10 protein-coding genes are annotated in these 16,967 nt (G+C 72.7%); 8 read left to right on the top strand and 2 right to left on the bottom strand.

Annotated features, from left to right (window positions below; genetic code table 11):
• Nucleotides 1-257: 257 nt before the first annotated feature.
• Nucleotides 258-1,193 carry an ROK family protein gene (locus OG310_RS27965; RefSeq protein ID WP_329458621.1) on the bottom strand — a complete coding sequence of 312 codons (936 nt, stop codon included), beginning with the start codon at nucleotides 1,191-1,193 and terminating at the stop codon, nucleotides 258-260.
• Nucleotides 1,190-2,725, bottom strand: coding sequence for an APC family permease (locus OG310_RS27960; RefSeq protein WP_329458620.1), 1,536 nt, complete (start codon nucleotides 2,723-2,725; stop codon nucleotides 1,190-1,192). The genes OG310_RS27965 and OG310_RS27960 overlap by 4 nt, the downstream gene beginning before the upstream one ends.
• Nucleotides 2,726-3,013: 288 nt before the next feature.
• On the opposite strand from OG310_RS27960, the gene OG310_RS27955 reads away from it, so the two are divergent.
• The 8 genes from OG310_RS27955 to OG310_RS27920 all read left to right on the top strand — a co-directional run bounded on the left by OG310_RS27955 (nucleotide 3,014) and on the right by OG310_RS27920 (nucleotide 16,938).
• Nucleotides 3,014-4,210, top strand: coding sequence for an ROK family transcriptional regulator (locus OG310_RS27955; protein ID WP_329458619.1), 1,197 nt, complete (start codon nucleotides 3,014-3,016; stop codon nucleotides 4,208-4,210).
• Nucleotides 4,211-4,563: 353 nt separating this feature from the next.
• A complete protein-coding gene (locus OG310_RS27950) occupies nucleotides 4,564-5,673 on the top strand; it encodes an NAD(P)/FAD-dependent oxidoreductase (protein ID WP_329458618.1) in 1,110 nt (369 codons plus the stop codon).
• Between the two features lie 679 nt (nucleotides 5,674-6,352).
• On the top strand, nucleotides 6,353-9,346 hold the full coding sequence (aroA, locus tag OG310_RS27945) for a 3-phosphoshikimate 1-carboxyvinyltransferase (protein WP_329458617.1): 2,994 nt from the start codon (nucleotides 6,353-6,355) through the stop codon (nucleotides 9,344-9,346).
• 143 nt (nucleotides 9,347-9,489) lie between these two features.
• The gene (locus OG310_RS27940; protein ID WP_329458616.1) at nucleotides 9,490-10,722 is read left to right on the top strand and encodes an acyl-CoA dehydrogenase family protein; all 1,233 of its coding nucleotides are present in this window, start codon (nucleotides 9,490-9,492) and stop codon (nucleotides 10,720-10,722) included.
• Nucleotides 10,719-11,555: an SDR family oxidoreductase gene (locus OG310_RS27935; protein WP_329458615.1), complete on the top strand. Its 837-nt coding sequence runs from the start codon at nucleotides 10,719-10,721 to the stop codon at nucleotides 11,553-11,555. Before OG310_RS27940 ends, OG310_RS27935 begins: the two co-directional genes overlap by 4 nt.
• Nucleotides 11,556-11,568: 13 nt before the next feature.
• Nucleotides 11,569-13,833, top strand: coding sequence for an oxidoreductase (locus OG310_RS27930; protein WP_329458614.1), 2,265 nt, complete (start codon nucleotides 11,569-11,571; stop codon nucleotides 13,831-13,833).
• 129 nt (nucleotides 13,834-13,962) lie between these two features.
• Entirely contained in the window at nucleotides 13,963-15,207 is a 1,245-nt protein-coding gene (gene fabF / locus OG310_RS27925) for a beta-ketoacyl-ACP synthase II (RefSeq protein ID WP_329458613.1), read from the top strand.
• Nucleotides 15,208-15,252: 45 nt separating this feature from the next.
• On the top strand, nucleotides 15,253-16,938 hold the full coding sequence (locus tag OG310_RS27920; protein WP_329458612.1) for a class I adenylate-forming enzyme family protein: 1,686 nt from the start codon (nucleotides 15,253-15,255) through the stop codon (nucleotides 16,936-16,938).
• Nucleotides 16,939-16,967 lie beyond the last annotated feature (29 nt).

Raw genomic sequence — 16,967 nt, 5'->3', positions numbered from 1 at the left:
GGGCAGTTGAGGCACCGTCGACTGTGCCTTCCCCAGCCCCGACCGCCCGCCGCCGGCACTGTACGCCGGGGGCGTGCGTGGATCGCCCGCGCGCGCCCGTCCCCGCGCCCCGCCCACCCGGACAGCAGAGGAGCCGTCATGTACCGGCGCCCGGTGCCGGAGTGGCGGGGCCTCAGGTCCGGGGAGCCGGGAGTCCCGCGCGCGGCGGCTGCCGCGCGGGCCGCGCCGGACCGAGGGCCGCTCAAGGCCGCGGTGCCTCAGGCGGGGCCCTCGTCGCGTCCCGTCGGCGCCAGGGCCAGCGCGCCGCGCAGCGCGGCGTCCGTCGCGAACCGCGCCGTGACCAGCGCGGGCGGGTACGGCACCGCCTCGGCCAGGCGCCGGGCCAGCGCGGGCAGCACGCGGTCGGACACGGCGCTCATGCCGCCGCCGACGGCGACGACCTCCGGGTCGAGGGCCGTGGCCACGTTGGCGACCTGGACCGCGAGCGTGTCCAGCGCCTCGTCGACCAGTGCGCGGGCCCGGTCGCCGGTGGCCGCGAACAGCTCCGCCGTGGTCCAGGTCCCCCCGAGCACCTCGCCCGCGCGGCGGGCGAGGCCGAGGCCCGAGACGTGTTCCTCCAGCGGTGCGCGGCCCGAGGCCACGCCCGCCCGGTCGGAGCGGTCGCGCAGCAGGTAGCCGATCTCCCCCGCCGCGCCGTGCGCGCCCCGCAGGACCCGGCCGCCCGCCACGAGGGCGACGGCCAGGCCCGTGCCGAGGTTGAGGTAGACGCCGGGGTCGGCGCCGCGCAGCGCGCCCCAGCGCGCCTCGGCCAGTCCGGCCGCCTTCACGTCGTTGTCCACCCCTACCGGGGCGGGGCCGAGGACGGCCGCCACCCGGGAGCGCAGGGCGATGTCCGCGAGGCCCGGGATGTTCGGCGCGTACGCGATGTGGTCCTCGTGCACGACCCCCGGCGCGGCGACGCCGACGCCGAGCAGCCGCCCGGGCGTGGCGTCGCGCAGGTCGGCCGCCGCGCGCAGGGCCCGCTCGACCGCCTGACCGGCGCCCTCCCACGCGCGGGTGTCGAGGCGTGCCGTGCGCAGGATGCCGCCCGCCGGGTCGGCGGTGGCCAGGGCGATCTTCGTACCGCCGATGTCGACGCCGAGTACGAAGTCCGGCCCGCCCGCCGCCCGGTCCGCCGACGTGCCGTCCCTCACGCCTGCTCCCGTCGGACGGCTCCCCCGGTGTCCGCGCCGGCTCCCGCCGCCTCGCCGTCCACGGCGTCGTCCACGGGCGCGTTCAGGAAGTTCTCGTTGATCTCCTTCGGGCCGAAGGGCCAGGTGCGTTCGACCTTCGCCCACACGAGGAACGCGATGCCGCCGAGCAGCACCCAGCCCAGTGACCCCTCGATGGGATGCAGCCCCGGGTTGTTCTTGTCCGCGAACACATACACCGTCAGCCAGCCCACCAACGCCACGATGCTGGGCAGCGGGTACAGCCACATCCGGTACGGGCGCCGCAGGGCGGGCTGCCGCCTGCGCAGCACGGTGACGGCGGCGATCTGCGCGAACGCCTGCACGATCACCATGGTCGTGGTGAGGAAGGTGATCAGTACGGTCAGCGGCGGATGGGTCTGCGCGTTGCCGAGGTGCCGGCTGATCAGGAAGGCCAGCGCCGTGATCACGCCCATCGTCACCAGGCCAAGGACCGGGAAGCGGTGCTTCGGGTGCAGGGTGCCGAACTGCTTGAAGAAGACCTTGTCGCGTGCCGCGTCGTAGGGCACCCGGGAGCCGCCGAGGAGGCCGGCGAAGACCGAGGCGAAGGCGGTGATCAGGATCAGCACCGTGACCACGTCCGCCGTGGTCCTGCCCCACGCCTTCTCCAGCACCACCGCCGCGACCGACCGGGACGCCGGATTGGCCGGGTCGATCATGTCGTGCCAGTTCACCACGCCGAGCGTGCCGATCTGCATCAGCAGGTAGATGCACATGATGCCGACGATGGCGTAGATGATGGAGCGGGGCAGGACCCGTCCCGGCCGCTTGATCTCCGCGCCCATGTACGCGGTGGTGTTGTAGCCGAGGTAGTCGTAGATCCCGATGGTCAGTCCGCTGGCGAAGCCCAGCCAGAACTTGGTGGAGCCGAAGTCGAACGCGTGGGCGGGATAGGTGAAGGCGTCCGACGCGTGGAAGTGCGTGAAGGACGCGATGATCACGCAGGCCACGCTGATCATCATGACGACCCAGAGCACCGAGGTGAGCCGGCCGACGGAGTCGATGCGCCGCCACAGCAGCACCACCACCGCGACGCACATGGCGAGGCCTATGAGGTCGCCCTGGCCCGGAGACATGGACGGCCAGAGGTAGGTCAGGTACTGGACGAACCCGGCCACTCCCGTCGACATGATGAGCGGGATGAACAGCATGGCCGTCCAGGTGAACAGGAACGGCATCAGCCGTCCCGTCCGGTACTGGAACGCCTCCCTCAGATAGATGTACGAGCCGCCCGCGCCCGGCATGGACGCGCCGAGCTCGGCCCAGATCAGACCGTCCGCCAGGGCGAGGATCGCGCCGGCCATCCAGCCGATGACGGCCTGCGGCCCGCCGAAGGCGATGATCATCGCGGGAATCGTGATGAACGGCCCGATACCGACCATCTGGCTCATGTTGATGGCGCTCGCCTGGAATTGGCCGATGGTGCGGACGAACCCGATGTCGTTCGTCGTGGTCTTACGGTCGGTGTCGGGCATCCGGGCCCTCTCCTGAAGTCCGTCGGGGCTGCTGTCGTCGTGGGGTGCGGAGCCCCTCCCCGCGGCGCGAGGGGGGACCGGGCTTGCCGGAACAGGCGACGTCAAGGAACCATCAAGACGATGCCAGGACCAAGTTAGAATCCTTAACAAAAGAACGTCAACGGGCGAGGAGGGACGATTCTGAACGGCGTCAACGGGACCGGTGGCGAGGCGGCCCGCGCACCGGCCGGAGCCTCGGTCGGGAAACAGGCCTGGAACCGGGGCGTCCTGCGCAGCTACAACGAGCGGGTGCTGCTCGATGCCCTGCGCGCTGCGGGCTCCACCTCACGTGCCGAACTCGCCCGTTCCACCGGCCTGTCCAAGCCGACGGTCTCCGCGGCGCTCGCCAACCTGGAGCGCGCGGGCCTCGTCCGCCGCACCGGCGAGGTCAGCCGGGGCCAGGGCCGCGGCAGGGCCGCCGTGCTCTACGCCGCCGATCCGACGGCCGGACATGTGATCGGTGTCGACGTGGGGCGCGAGTGGCTGCGGGCCGCGGCGGCCGACCTCGACGGCACGGTCGTCGGCCGCAGGGACACACCGAACACCGCCCGTACCGCCGGGGCGATGGTGCGCGAAGCGGCCCGTCTCGCCCGCTCGGTGGCGGCCGAAGCTGGTCTCGACTGGTCCCAGGTGGTGCACACGGTGGTGGGCAGCCCCGGCGTGACGGACCCCGGCACCCACCGCGTGCGCTACGCGGTCAACCTGCCGGGGTGGGGCCGCAGCGGTCTCTTCGAGCGGCTGCACGCGGAACTCGGCACCGGCCTCGACGTGATGAACGACGCCAACCTCGCGGCGCTCGGCGAATACGCGCTCGGCGCGGGCCAGGGCTCGCGGCTGTTCGCGTACCTGTGGGTCGGCACGGGCCTCGGCGCGGGTGTGGTGGCGGATGGCAAGCTGTTCAGGGGCGGCCACGGCGCGGCGGGCGAGATCGGCTATCTGCCGATGTTCCCGCTGCCCGAAGCGGCCGGCCCCGGTGGCGGGGGCCCGGAGCCCGCGGGGACGGCGCGGGGGCCGGGCGCCGGGGACCCCGCGGTGCGCGGCGGCCCGATGGAGGGCGCCGTCTCGGCCGACGCCGTGGTCGCGCTGGCCCGGTCGATGGGCATGCCGGCGGCCACGATCCGGACGGCGAAGGACGTGTTCGCCGCGGCCCGCGCCGGGGACGCGACGGCGCTGCGGGTGGTGGAGCGGGAGGGCGCGCGGCTCGCGCACGCGGTCGCGGCGCTCGCCGCCGTCCTGGACCCCGAACTCGTCGTGCTGGGGGGCGGGGTGGGCCGCAACGGCGATCTGCTGCTGGCGCCGCTGCGGGCGTGCCTGCGGGATCTGACACCGCTGCGCCCGCGCGTGGTCGGCTCGGCCCTCGGTGACGACGCGGTGCTGCTCGGCGCGGTGGCACGGGCGGCCCAGACGGCCCGCGAGCGCGTCTTCGACATGCGCAGGGACGTGTGAGAGCGGCGCCCGAGGCGGATTCGTAAAGCACCTTTCCCAGGTCGCCTCCCGGCGGCACCGCGGGCGGGGGGCGGCGCGACCCGCCGTGGACGCGGTGGGCGCGGTGGGCCGCCCGGCGCGGGCACCGGCACGAAGCGGGCGAAGGGGCGCCCGCACGCGCCCGTTTCCCGTACGTACGTGTCCCTTCGGGACCCTGGGGTCCGCCTCCGGCGCCCCGCACCCGCGGGCACCGGGAGGGGGAGGGAGGAAGGGGTGGGTCGAGCATCCCCGGGGACGCTCGTTGAACCACTGGCGCCCCGCGCACGTTCACCCTACGAAGGCAACAGTTGCGAGCGGAAAGAAGTGGGCTGACCATGGCCACGACCATGACCGCGCGGCGGGTCGTCATCATCGGCGGAGGCTATGCGGGTGTGAAGCTCGCACGCGACCTCGACCCCCACGCCGAGGTGACGCTGATCGACCTCAAGGAGGCGTTCTTCCACCGGATCGCCTCGCTGCGCGCGAGTTCGGACAGCGCGTGGACGTACGCGCCGTTCCTGTCGTACGACGCACTGCTCGCGCGGGGACGCGTGCTGCGTGACAAGGCACTCGGCGTGAGGACCGCAGAACGCGAGGTGGTCCTCGCCTCCGGCGGGGTGGTCACCTACGACGTGCTGGTGCTGGCGACCGGGGCCGACTACCAGGAACCCGCGCGTTTCACGGGCGGCACCATCGCCCAGGCGGCCACCTCGTTCCGCGCTCACCAGCGGCGCGCGGCCGGGGCCCGTTCGATGCTGGTGATCGGGGGCGGGCCGTCCGGTGTGGAGTTGAGCGCGGAGTTGCGGCGCGCGAACCCGGGCGCCACCGTCACGCTCGCCCACTCCGGGGAGCACTTGCTGTCGCGCCTCGGTACCGGCCGGATGGGCCGCAGGGCGCGTGCCTGGCTGGAGACCCACGACGTCCGCGTGCTGCTGAACACGCTCGTCACCTCCGCGGGCAGCAGACTGCGCGACCAGGCCGGCTCCCCGCTCGGCGCGGACGTGGTCTTCTGGACGACGGGCACCACACCGAACACGCTGTGGCTGCGGCTCGCGGGGCTCGGCGGATGGCTGGACGGGAGCGGCCATGTCCGGGTCGACGCGCATCTGCGGGTGCTCGGGCAGCGGGACGTCTTCGCGATCGGCGACGTCAACGACGTGGCGGAGGCGAAACTCAGCCCGTCCGCCCTCGCGCAGGGACAGGCGGCGGCGCACACCATCCGCGCGCATCTGGAGGGTGTGAGGCACAGCACGCCTCCGCGCCCCTACCGGCCCTCCCCCGTACGGGCGTTCTCGGTGCCGTTCGGTCCCGAAGGCGGGAGCACGCTGCTGCCGGTGCTCGGCCGCGACGCACTGGTGCTCGGAAACCGCGCGACCGTACGGCTCAAGAGCAGGACCCTGATGATGCCGACCGTCCAGGGCCTGCTGGGCCGCCCGGATCAGTGAGACGCGGGCGCCCGGCGCAGTGGCGTCCGCCACAACGTCAAGATCTCCGCAGGTCCGGGAACGGTCACCGCTCATCGCTCGTCTCACTCGTAAGGGGCGAGCTGCATGCATGTACCGAGCATTGATATAAAGCTCATATGACCGAGCACTTCCAGCAGGACCACCGCCGTCGCGGCGTGGTTCCGCGCGGGCTCGTCATCCGGACGCTCCTCCCCGTGCACCCCGTCCCGGGTCGCACGAGCGCACCTCGGCTACTGCCACGACCAGAGGGCCCCCCAGCGTGGGCTCGACGCCATGACAGCCGTCCGATCTGTTCGACGCGTCATCGGATGCCGCGATCCGCGCGGAGTGACTGACCCCCGTGAGCGCTCACCCAGCGCTCGCGCCACTTCGCGATACGGTCGTGCCCGTGCCCGCGTTCATGCTCGCAGGCCGGCCGTCGTCCCCCGTAAGGACCGCACATCGGTCCGACCGGCGATGTCGCATACCGGCCCGCCCCAGCTTTCATAACGTAACCACTGCCGTCTCACAGACGGTTCCATCACCGAGTCACGGTCTCAACGGCCGGGGCCGTGCCCGTGGTGTCCCGGCGCCTTCGCGCCGCGACGACGACGGCGCCGCCCCCGCTGTGACGACCGTGGCCCGGTGTGCCCGCCTGGCCAGGGAGTAGCAAGCCCCCATGCACCTTCTTGTCAAAGGGATCAAGCACCCGCTCACCGGTGATGTCCTTGTTCCCAACTCCAAGTACCACGCGCACCGCGCGCTGATCCTCGCGTCACTCGCCGACGGGGAGAGCCGGGTGCACGGGCTCTCCGACGCCCGGCACGTCGAGTACACCGTGCAGTTGCTGCGCGGTCTAGGTGTGAAAGTCACACGTGACGGTGACACCTTTGTGGTGAAGGGACTGGGCGGGCGCTACAAGCCGCGCCGCGCCGCCGTCTCCGCCGGCAGTTCCGGCACCACCCTCTACTTCATGATCGGACTCGCCTCCCTGTCCGACCGCGACGTCGCGGTGACCGGGCAGAAGTACTTCAGGCGCCGTCCGGTCGGCCCCCTGCTGCGCGCCCTCGAACAGATGGGCGTCCAAGTGGAGTCGGCGGACGACTGCCCGCCGGTCCAGGTCACCGGCCGCAGGCCCACCGGCGGCCACGTACGCATCGCCGGCACGCTCTCGCAGTGGATCTCCGGCCTGATCCTGCTCGCGCCGTTCGCCACCGGGCACACCACCATCGAGGTGGAGGGCGAGCTGAACGAACGTACGTACCTGGAACTGACGGTCGCGATGATGCGGCAGTTCGGCCTCCAGGTCACCGTGTCCGAGGACTGGCGCCGGTTCGACATCGAGCCCCACCAGGAGGCGCGCCCGGTCGAACTGACGCTCCCGCCCGACATCGGCTCCGCCGCGTTCGGGATCGCCGCCGCCGCGCTGCACCCCTCCGACGTGCTGCTGCGCGGCATCACCTCGCTGGAGGGCGGTCCCGCGGACCACCCCGAGTTCCACTTCATCGACATCGCGCGCGCCATGGGTGTGCCGATGGAGATCGACCACGCCGCCGGCGGCGTCCGCATCCAGCAGGACCGTCCGATGCTCAAGGGCGTCGACATCGACTGCCGTGACGTGCCGGACATGCTGCCGATCCTCTCGACGCTCGGCACGTTCGCGTACGGCGAGTCGGTGTTCCGCAACATCGCGCACACCCGGCTCAAGGAGTCCGACCGGGCCGCCGCGATGCTCCAGCTCAACTCCATGGGCGGCGAACTGGAACTGACGAGCGACACCCTGCGGGTGCGCGGCGTCGGCGGTCTCGTCGGAGCCAGGCTCTCGTCGTTCAACGACCACCGGGTGCTGATGTCGCTGGCCATCGCGTCGTCGCGGGCCAGCGGGCACTCCACCCTCACCTACCCCAACGCGTACCGCATCTCGTACCCCACCTTCCTCGACGGCATGAACACCCTCGGGGTGCCGATGTCGGTGGAGGAGGGCGCGGGCGCGGTCGGCAAGGCCAAGCCGCGGCGCCTGGAGCGCGAGGTCACCAGGCCGGACCTGGCCGCCGGCGTGACACTGCCCCAGTGGCTGCGCCGGCGCGCCGCCGCCCGCCCGAACGACACCGCGGTGGTGGACGTACGGTCCGACCACGACGAGGTCGTCACCTGGGGCGAGCTGGCGGAGCGCGTGGAGCGCACCGCGTCCCTGCTGCTCGACCTCGGCGTGCGGCCCGGCGAGAACGTGGCGTACCAGCTGCCCAACCGCGTCGAGTTCGTGGTGCTGTCCCTGGCGGCGCTGCGCGTCGGCGCGGTGTGCTGCCCCATCATCCCCTTCTTCCGTGAGCGCGAGGTCGGCTTCGTGCTGCGCCGCTCCAGGGCGCGTGTCCTGGTGGTGGCCGACGAGTACCGCTCGCGCCAGCCCGCCGAAGAGGTGCTCGGCCTGTCCGACGCGGACCGCGCCGCCCTGGAACACGTCCTGGTCCTGTCCGGTGCGGGCGGCGCCGCGGCGCTCCCCGACGCGGGTGCGACGGGCCTGTCCGTACGGGACTTCGGCGCGGCGCTCGACGCGGCGGTCGTGGACCGCGCCGCACTCGACGCGATCGTCCCGGAGCCCGGCATGACGGCGCAGCTGCTGTTCACGTCCGGCACCACGGGCGAGCCGAAGGGCGTCACGCAGCCGACCGCCAACCTGGTGCGCGCGGCGTCCATGGAGATCAAGCACCTGGGCCTCGGCGCACGGGACGCGATCTGGGTGCCTTCGCCACTCGCCCACCAGACCGGTTTCCTGTACGGCATGGTCCTCGCGATGGTGCTCGGCGTCCCGCAGATCGTGCAGTCCGACTGGGACGCCAAGCGCGCCCTCCAGTCGCTCAACCAGCACGGCGCGACGTTCGTCCAGGCGGCGACGCCGTTCCTCGCCGACCTGGTCCGGGCGGTCGAGGAGAGCGGCGAGACGCCCCGCAACCTGCGGATCTTCGTCGCCACCGGCGCCCAGGTGCCGCGCGGCCTCGCGGAGCGCGCGGGCCGGCTGCTCGGCGCCGACGTGTGCGGTGCCTTCGGCACCACCGAGACATGCCTCGGCGCCCTCTCCTCGCCTGGCGACGAACCGGGCGAGCGCTGGGGCTCGGACGGCCGCGCGCTGGACGGCATCGAGCTGCGTATCACCGACGACTCGGGCCTGGTGCTCCCCGCGGGTGAGGAGGGCAACTTCGAGCTGCACTCCCCCACCGTGTTCGACGGCTACCTGGACCGCCCCGACCTGACGGCCGAGGTGTTCACCAAGGACGGCTGGTACCGCACGGGCGACCTGGCGACGATCGACGCGTCCGGCTTCCTGCGGATCACGGGCCGGGTGAAGGACGTCGTCAACCGCGGCGGCGAGAAGATCCCGGTGGCCGAGGTGGAGCAGTTGCTGTTCGCGCACCCCGCCGTCGAGGACGTGGCGATCGTCGCCATGCCCGACGAGCGGCTCGGCGAGCGTGCCTGCGCCTTCGTCGTGCTGAAGGACGGTGCGACCCTGGAGTTCACGGAGATGCGGCGCTATCTGGACGAGCACCAGGTGGCCAAGCAGTACTGGCCGGAGCGGCTGGAGCCCATCGACGTCCTGCCGCGCAACCCCATCGGCAAGGTGCAGAAGTTCGAACTGCGTGCCAGGGCCCGCGGCCTGCGCCCGCACGGCGCGCTGTAGACCATGCCCTCCGGCAGCGGGAGCACCGCTTCGGGAGGCGTCCTCGGACGCCTCCCGGAGCGGCCCCCGCCCGGCAGGCCACGGTGCCCGGCCGACGTCAGGCCTCGCACCACATCGGGAAAGACGGAAGGCAGAAGCAGCAGATGACCGACGACCAGCAGTTCCACCGGCTCAGGACCCAGGTGGAGCAGTGGGTGGAGGGGCCCGGCGAGCGCTGGGCCGAGCGCATCGAGGAGAGCGGTGAGGTCCCCGAGGAGCTGTGGGCCGAGCTGAACGAGCTCGGTTTCCTGCGCGTGGCCGCGCCGAAGGAGTACGGCGGCCACGGCCTCGGCTTCGCGCGCTGGATGGAGCTGATGGAGATCTTCTCCCGCTCGCACGGCTCCGTGCGCATGATCGTGCACGTGGTCAACGGCATCTGGCGGTCCATGGACGGCCACGCCACCGAGGACCAGCGCAAGCGCTTCGTGATCCCCTCGATCACCGGCGAGATCAAGATCGCGTTCACGCTCACCGAGCCGGGCAACGGCACCGGCGCGGACATCACCACGTCCGTGGTGCGCGAGGGCGACACGTACTACCTCTCGGGCCGCAAGCACCTGATCACCTTCGGGGTGCGCTGCGACTACTTCCTGCTGGCCGCGCGCGTCGAGGGCAGCAGCGGCCATGAGGGCACCGTCGCGCTGCTGGTGCCGCGCGAGGCCGAGGGCGTCACCGTCGAGGACACGTCGAACACGATGGGTGTCACCGGCACCGACCACGCGTCGCTGACCTTCGAGCGCACCCCGGTGCCGGTCGACCACCGGCTCGGCGCCGAGGGCCAGGGCCTGGAGGTCTTCCTCGGCGGTTTCCTGACGCCGTCCCGCATCTCCGTCGCGATGAGCTGCGTGGGCCTCGCGGAGCGCGCGCAGGAGCTGGCCATCGAGTACGCCGCGAACCGCGTGACGTTCGGCAAGTCGCTCACGCAGCGGCAGGCCATCCAGTTCCTGCTCGCCGAGAACCAGGCGGACATCGAGGCGGCCAAGCAGCTCGTGCTGCACGCGGCCCGCCGCTTCGAGCAGGGCGCGGACGACGCGTCCATGCAGTCCTCGATGGCGAAGATGCACGCCGTGACGATGCTGACGAACGTCACCGACAAGGCGCTCCAGGTGCACGGCGGCCTCGGCTACTGGAAGTCGCAGAAGATCGAGCGCGTGTACCGGGACGCCCGTGCGCAGCGCTTCGAGGAAGGCACCAACGAGGTGCAGAAGGCGGTCGTCTTCCGCGAGCTGCTGCAGCGCGCGAAGGCGGCCTCCGCGGCGAGGACCGCCGAGGGTTCCACCGCCTCCGGCAACTCCACGAACGCCACGGACACGACGACCAAGGAGACCGCCCGATGAGCGGCACGCAGGACACCCCGAAGACCGAGCGGGTCTCGCTGATCACCGGAGCCTCGCGCGGCATCGGCCGCGCCCTGGCCCTGACCCTGGCCCGCGAGGGCGGCACGATCGCCGTCAACTACAAGAAGAACGCCGACCTGGCGGAGAAGACGGTCGCCGACATCGAGGAGGCCGGCGGCCACGGCTTCGCGGTACAGGCCGACGTCGAGACCACCGAGGGCGTGCAGGCGCTGTTCGACGAGGTCGCGCGGCGCTGCGGGCGCCTCGACAACTTCGTCTCGAACGCCGCCGCGAGCGCGTTCAAGAACATCGTGAACGTCGGCCCGCACCACCTGGACCGGTCCTACGCGATGAACCTGCGGCCCTTCGTGCTGGGCGCGCAGGAGGCCGTGAAGCTGATGGACAAGGGCGGCAGGATCGTCGCGCTGTCCTCGTACGGTTCGATCCGCGCGTACCCGACGTACGCGACACTCGGCGCGATGAAGGCCGCGATCGAGGCGTGGGTGCGGTACATGGCGGTGGAGTTCGCGCCGTACGGCATCAACGTGAACGCGGTCAACGGCGGTCTGATCGACTCGGACTCCCTGGAGTACTTCTACAACGTCAAGGGCATGCCGGACATGCAGGGCGTGCTGGACCGCATCCCGGCGAACCGGCCGGGCACGGTGCAGGAGATGGCCGACACGATCAACTTCCTGCTCGGTGAGGGCTCCGGCTACATCACGGGCCAGACGCTGGTGGTCGACGGCGGCCTCAGCGTGGTCGCGCCGCCGTTCTTCGCGGACGCGGGTCCCGAACTGCGGCTTCCGCCGCGTCCCACGCGGGAAGCCTGATTCCGGCGGAGAAGTGCTGAATCCGACAGAGGGACTGCACGTGTTCGACCATGTCTTCCGCTCAGGTGCCATCGGCGGCCTGACGTTGCCCCACCGCATCGTCATGGGTGCCATGCACCTCAATCTGGAGGCCCTTCAGGACGGCGGGGAGGCGCTCGCCGCGTTCTACGCCGAGCGTGCGGGCGGCGGGGCCGCGCTGATCGTCACCGGCGGCACGGCGGTCTCCCCCGCGGGGGCCGGCGGGCCGGGGTACGGCATGGTCGGCGATCCCTCGCACCGGGCCGCGCTGCGCCGCGCCGCCGAGGCGGTGCACGCGGCGGGTGGCCTGATCGCGCTGCAGTTGTTCCACGCCGGGCGGTACGCGCTGCCCGGCGTGGCCGGGACGGACGGGGGCGCCCCGTTCGCGCCCTCGCCCGTCTACAGCAGGTTCTCCCGTGCCACGCCGCGGCAGATGTCGGCGGACGACATCGCGAGGACCGTCGAGGACTTCGCGCGGGGCGCCGAGGCGGCCCGCGACCTGGGCTTCGACGCCGTCGAGGTGATGGGGTCGGAGGGTTATCTGATCAACCAGTTCACCGCGCCGCTGACCAACCAGCGCGACGACGCGTGGGGCGGCGACGCGCAGCGCCGCCGCCGGTTCCCCGTCGAGGTGATGCGCGCGGTGCGCGAGGCGGTGCCGGGCTTCCCCGTGCTGTTCCGGATGTCCGGGGCGGACCTGGTGGAGGGCGGCACCCCGGCGAAGGACACCGCGGACCTCGCGGTGGCCCTCGCACGGGCGGGCGCGGACGCGCTGGCCGTGGGCGTCGGCTGGCACGAGTCGCCCGTGCCGACCGTGCAGGCGCAGGTGCCGGAGGGTACGTGGGCGGCGTTCGCGAAGGACGTCAAGCGGGCGCTGCTGGGGGCGGGCCTCGACGGGGTCCCGGTGATCGCGTCGAACCGCTTCAACCGGCTCGCGCAGGCCGACGAGGTCCTCGCGGGCGGCGAGGTGGACTTCGTGGCGATGGCCCGGCCGTTCCTCGCGGACGCGGCGATCGTCGCCAAGTCGCGTGCGGGCCGGCCGGAGAGCGCCGACCTGTGCATCGCCTGCAACGAGGCGTGCATCGACAGGTCGTTCGGCACCGAGCGGGTGTCGTGCCTGGTCAACCCGCGGGCCGGGTACGAGGCGGAGTTCGCGGCCGCCGGGAGTCCCGGGGCGGGACGCGGCAGGTACGCCGTGGTGGGGGCCGGCGTGGCCGGCCTCCAGGCGGCGAGGACGCTGCTGGCGCTCGGCCACGACGTCGAGGTGTTCGAGGCGGCGGCCGAGCCCGGCGGGCAGTTCCGGATGGCGGGACAGGTCCCGGGCAAAGCGGACTTCGCGGAGACCGTACGGCACCATGTGGCCGAACTGGCGGAGCACGGCGCCCCGTTGCACGTGGGGCACCGCGTCGGCCACGGGGACGTCGGGCTGCTGCGGACGTTCGACGGGGTGGTCCTGGCGTCGGGTGTGCTGCCGCTGCGGCCCACGCTGCCGGGGCTCGCGCTGCCCCACGTGCTCGATTACGCCCAGGTGTTCGCGGACCCCGACGCCCTCGGCCCCCGGGTCGCGGTCATCGGCGGCGGTGGCATCGCCGTGGACCTCGCGCACCTGCTGACGGCGGGGCCCCGGGCCAAGTCCACCCCGCAGGAGTTCCTGGCCGCGCACGCGGTGACGGGCGGCTCCCCCGCGAAGGGCACGTCGGCGGGCGCCGCCCGTTCGGTGACGCTGATGCGCCGCGGCGGCCGGGTCGGTGCGGGCATCGGCCCCAGCACCCGCTGGGTCGCGCTGGCGGAACTGCGGGCGGCGGGCGTCGAGACGCTCGTCGGGGTGGAGTACGAGGAGATCACGCGCGCGGGCGTGGTGGTCAGGGACGCGGACGGCGAACGCCGCCTGGTGGCCGCCGACCATGTGGTGCTGGCCGCGGGCCAGGAGTCGGAGCGGGACGCGCGGGCGGCGCTGCGGCGGGCCGGGGTGCCGTTCGAGGAGGCCGGTGGCGTGAGCGGCACGCGGGAGCTCAACGCGGTGCGGGCCACCGCGGAGGGGCTGCGGGCGGCGCACCGCGTCGTGGCGCGTACGGCTGCCGCGGTGGCGTCGCGGGCCGCGGCCGGCGGCGGGACCGGGCACGGCCGGCGGCCGGGCGGGGCGGTGGCCGAAATCGGCGCCGCGGATACCGGTTCCGCAACGACGCCGGCCGCCCCGATGGGACAAAGCGGAACAGACCCGGCAAGCGGGGGCCGCACGAACGTGGCAGCCGGGGCTTGACGGACATACGGCGCGTATGAGGCGGGCATATCGCGCCGAGTCCGTGACTTTTATCGACAACGGCCGGATTGTGGTTCAAGGTTTGGCAGGCCCATGCCTGGCAGTCCGGAGCCGAGCAGGAGGAGCGCAGTGCAGAGCAATCAGCAAGTGGTGGTGACGGGCTTCGGCGCCCTCACCCCCGTCGGCAACGACCGGGAGAGCACCTGGCAGGCGCTCCTCGCGGGCAAGTCGGGTGTCGGACCCATCACCCGCTTCAACGCGACGGGCATGCAGACGAGCATCGCGGGCGAGGTCACCGGCTTCGACCCCTCCGAGCTGCTGGACCGCAAGCGGGAGCGCCGCTCGGCACGCTTCTCCCAGCTGGCGATCGCCGCGGCCCGCGAGGCCGTCGAGGACGCCGGGCTGAGCATCGGCACGGACGGCGTCGACTCGCGCCGCGTCGGTGTCGTCGTCAACAACGCGGTGGCGGGCATGGACGGCGTCGAGAACGCCGTGGACACCATGCACCTGGACCCGCGCAAGGTGAATCCGTACTTCGTCTCGTCGGTCATCCCGAACATGCCGGCCTGCGAGGTCGCCATCGACCTCGGCATCCGGGGCCCGGTGACCGCGAGCGCGCTCGCCTGCGCCAGCGGCATCTACGCGCTGATCGAGGCCCGCCGGCTGATCCTGTCCGGCGAGGCCGACGTGGTCATCGCGGGCGGCACCGACTCGGCGATCACCCCCGTCATGTTCACCGGCCTGTCCAACATGGGCGCGCTGTCCCGCCGCAACGACGACCCCACGCACGCGAGCCGCCCGTTCGACGCGGACCGCGACGGGTTCGTCTTCGGTGAGGGCGCGGTGGTGTGCGTGATGGAGTCCGCCGAGCACGCGAGGGCGCGCGGCGCCCGCGCGTACGCGGAGGTCGCGGGCGGCGCCCTGACCTCGGACGCCTTCCACGTCTCCGCCCCGGACCCGAGCGGCGAGGGCGCGATGGACGCGATGCGTCTCGCGCTGCGCGCCTCCGGCACCGACGCGGGCGACATCGACTACATCTGCGCGCACGGCACCAGCACCCGGATCAACGACCTGACGGAGACCCGCGCGATCCGAGAGGTCTACGGCTCCCACGCGTACGACCTGGCCGTCAGCTCGCCCAAGTCCATGGTGGGCCACCTGATCGGGGCGGCGGGCTCGCTCTCCGCCATGGTGTGCGCGCTCGCGATCAGGGACGGCATCGTGCCGCCCACGATCAACCTGGACAACCCCGGCGAGGAGTGCGACCTCGACTACGTGCCGCACACGGCCCGGCAGACCGAGGTGCGCGCCGCCGCGGTCAACGCGTTCGGCTTCGGCGGCCAGAACTGCGTCGCCGTACTGCGCGCGGTCTGATCACCGCCGGTGCCTGCCGAAGGCTTCCCTGAGAGGAACAGCAACATGACCGACCCGGACCCCGCCGAGGCACCCGGCTACGACCCGGCCGCGTACCGCGCCGTGTTCGAGAACCGCTTCACGTACTGGGCGGGCTTCGCACGCAACACGCACCGGTACGCGCGCGCCACCGCGATGTACGACCCCGCGTCCGGTCGCGGCTGGACGTACGCGGAACTGGGCCACGAGGTCGAACGGCTGGCCGCGGGCCTCGCGGCGTCCGGGGTGCGCGCGGGCGACCTCGTCGCGTACCAGCTGTTCAACACCCCCGAGTTCGCGCTGCTGTACCTGGCGACGCAGCGGCTCGGCGCGGTGGGTTCGCCCGTCAACTTCCGGCTGGCACCGGGCGAGACCGCGCACGTGCTGACCACCGGCCGGCCGCGCGCCTTCGTGTACGACACGGCCGTCGCGGAGAACGCGGGCCGGGCGCTCGCTCTCGCCGGCCACCGTCCCGAGCTGATCGTGCACGTGGCCTCGGGCGATCCCGACGACGCGGCGCTGCCGGGCTCCGTGGCGCTCGCCGACCTGCCGGCGCGCGGCGAGGGCCGCCCCGCGCTGCCCGAGCCGGACGGCGGGATCTACGCGGAGACCACGCGCCTGTACACGTCGGGCACCACGGGCATGCCGAAGGGCGTGCCGCTGAACAACGCGACCGAGGTGCTCTCCGCGCACGACGTGATCATGCACTTCCCGCTCTCTCCCGAGGACCGCACGCTCAACATGACGCCGTGGTTCCACCGCGGCGGACTGTACGCGGGCGGCCCGAACCCGGTGTTCTACATCGGCGGCGAAACCGTCCCGTTGCGCCACTTCGACGCCGGGACGGTCCTCGACCTGGTGCAGGAGCGCGGCCTCACCTTCCTGATCGGCGCGCCGACGAACCTGGAGCGGCTCGCGGACGCGCAGGAGGCCGCGCCCCGCGACCTCTCCTCGCTGCGCGGCATCGTGACCATGGGCGCGCCGCTGGACCGGGCCGCGTGCCTGCGCTACCAGCGGGTGCTCACCGAGCGGATCTTCAACGGGTACGGCACGACGGAGGCGTTCTGGAACACGTTCCTGCGCCCCGCCGACCTGCCGGAGCACGCGGGCAGCGCGGGCCGCGCCTCCACTGACGACGACGTGGCCGTCGTGAAGGTCTACGAGGACCGCCGCGCCGCCCCCGACGACCTCGCGGCGAAGAACGGCCAGGAGATCGGCGAGGTCATCGTCCGCTCCCCCAAGTCGGGCTACGGCTACACGGGCCGGCCGGACGAGGAGGCGGCGAACTTCCGCGACGGCTGGCTGTACATCGGCGACCTCGCCACCTGGGACGCGGACGAGTACGTGACGATCGTCGGCCGCAAGGACGACATGATCCTCTCCGGCGGCGAGAACGTGCATCCGGTGCAGGTCGAGGAGGTACTGGGCGAGCACCCCGGCGTCGCCGACTCGGCCGTCGTGGGTCTGCCCGACCCCGAGTGGGGCCAGCTGGTCACCGCGTACGTGGTACGCCGGGACCCCGCCCTGACGGTCGAGGACTGCGAGAAGCACTGCCGCTCGCACCCGATGCTGGCCTCCTACAAACGGCCCCGGGCGTACCGCTTCGTGGAGGCGCTGCCCACGACGGCCACCGGCAAGAAGATCCACTACCGGCTGCGCGAGCAGGTCGCCGCGGACGCCGCGGCGGGCCTGATCGAGCGCGTCGGGCGCTGAGGCCGGCGCCCGTCCGGGCGTCGTACGGG

Origin of the sequence: Streptomyces sp. NBC_01497, assembly GCF_036250695.1 — a bacterium.
Lineage (GTDB): Bacteria > Actinomycetota > Actinomycetes > Streptomycetales > Streptomycetaceae > Streptomyces.
Note: the sequence above shows the minus strand (reverse complement) of the source record. Positions and strands in the feature narration are given on the sequence as shown.

Excerpts from the sequence above, each read along its gene's own strand:
- OG310_RS27960 (WP_329458620.1), bottom strand. The coding sequence starts at position 2,725 with ATGCCCGACACCGACCGTAAGACCACGACGAACGACATCGGGTTCGTC.
- OG310_RS27950 (WP_329458618.1), top strand. The coding sequence starts at position 4,564 with ATGGCCACGACCATGACCGCGCGGCGGGTCGTCATCATCGGCGGAGGC.
- aroA (WP_329458617.1), top strand. The coding sequence starts at position 6,353 with ATGCACCTTCTTGTCAAAGGGATCAAGCACCCGCTCACCGGTGATGTC.
- OG310_RS27940 (WP_329458616.1), top strand. The coding sequence starts at position 9,490 with ATGACCGACGACCAGCAGTTCCACCGGCTCAGGACCCAGGTGGAGCAG.
- OG310_RS27935 (WP_329458615.1), top strand. The coding sequence starts at position 10,719 with ATGAGCGGCACGCAGGACACCCCGAAGACCGAGCGGGTCTCGCTGATC.
- OG310_RS27920 (WP_329458612.1), top strand. The coding sequence starts at position 15,253 with ATGACCGACCCGGACCCCGCCGAGGCACCCGGCTACGACCCGGCCGCG.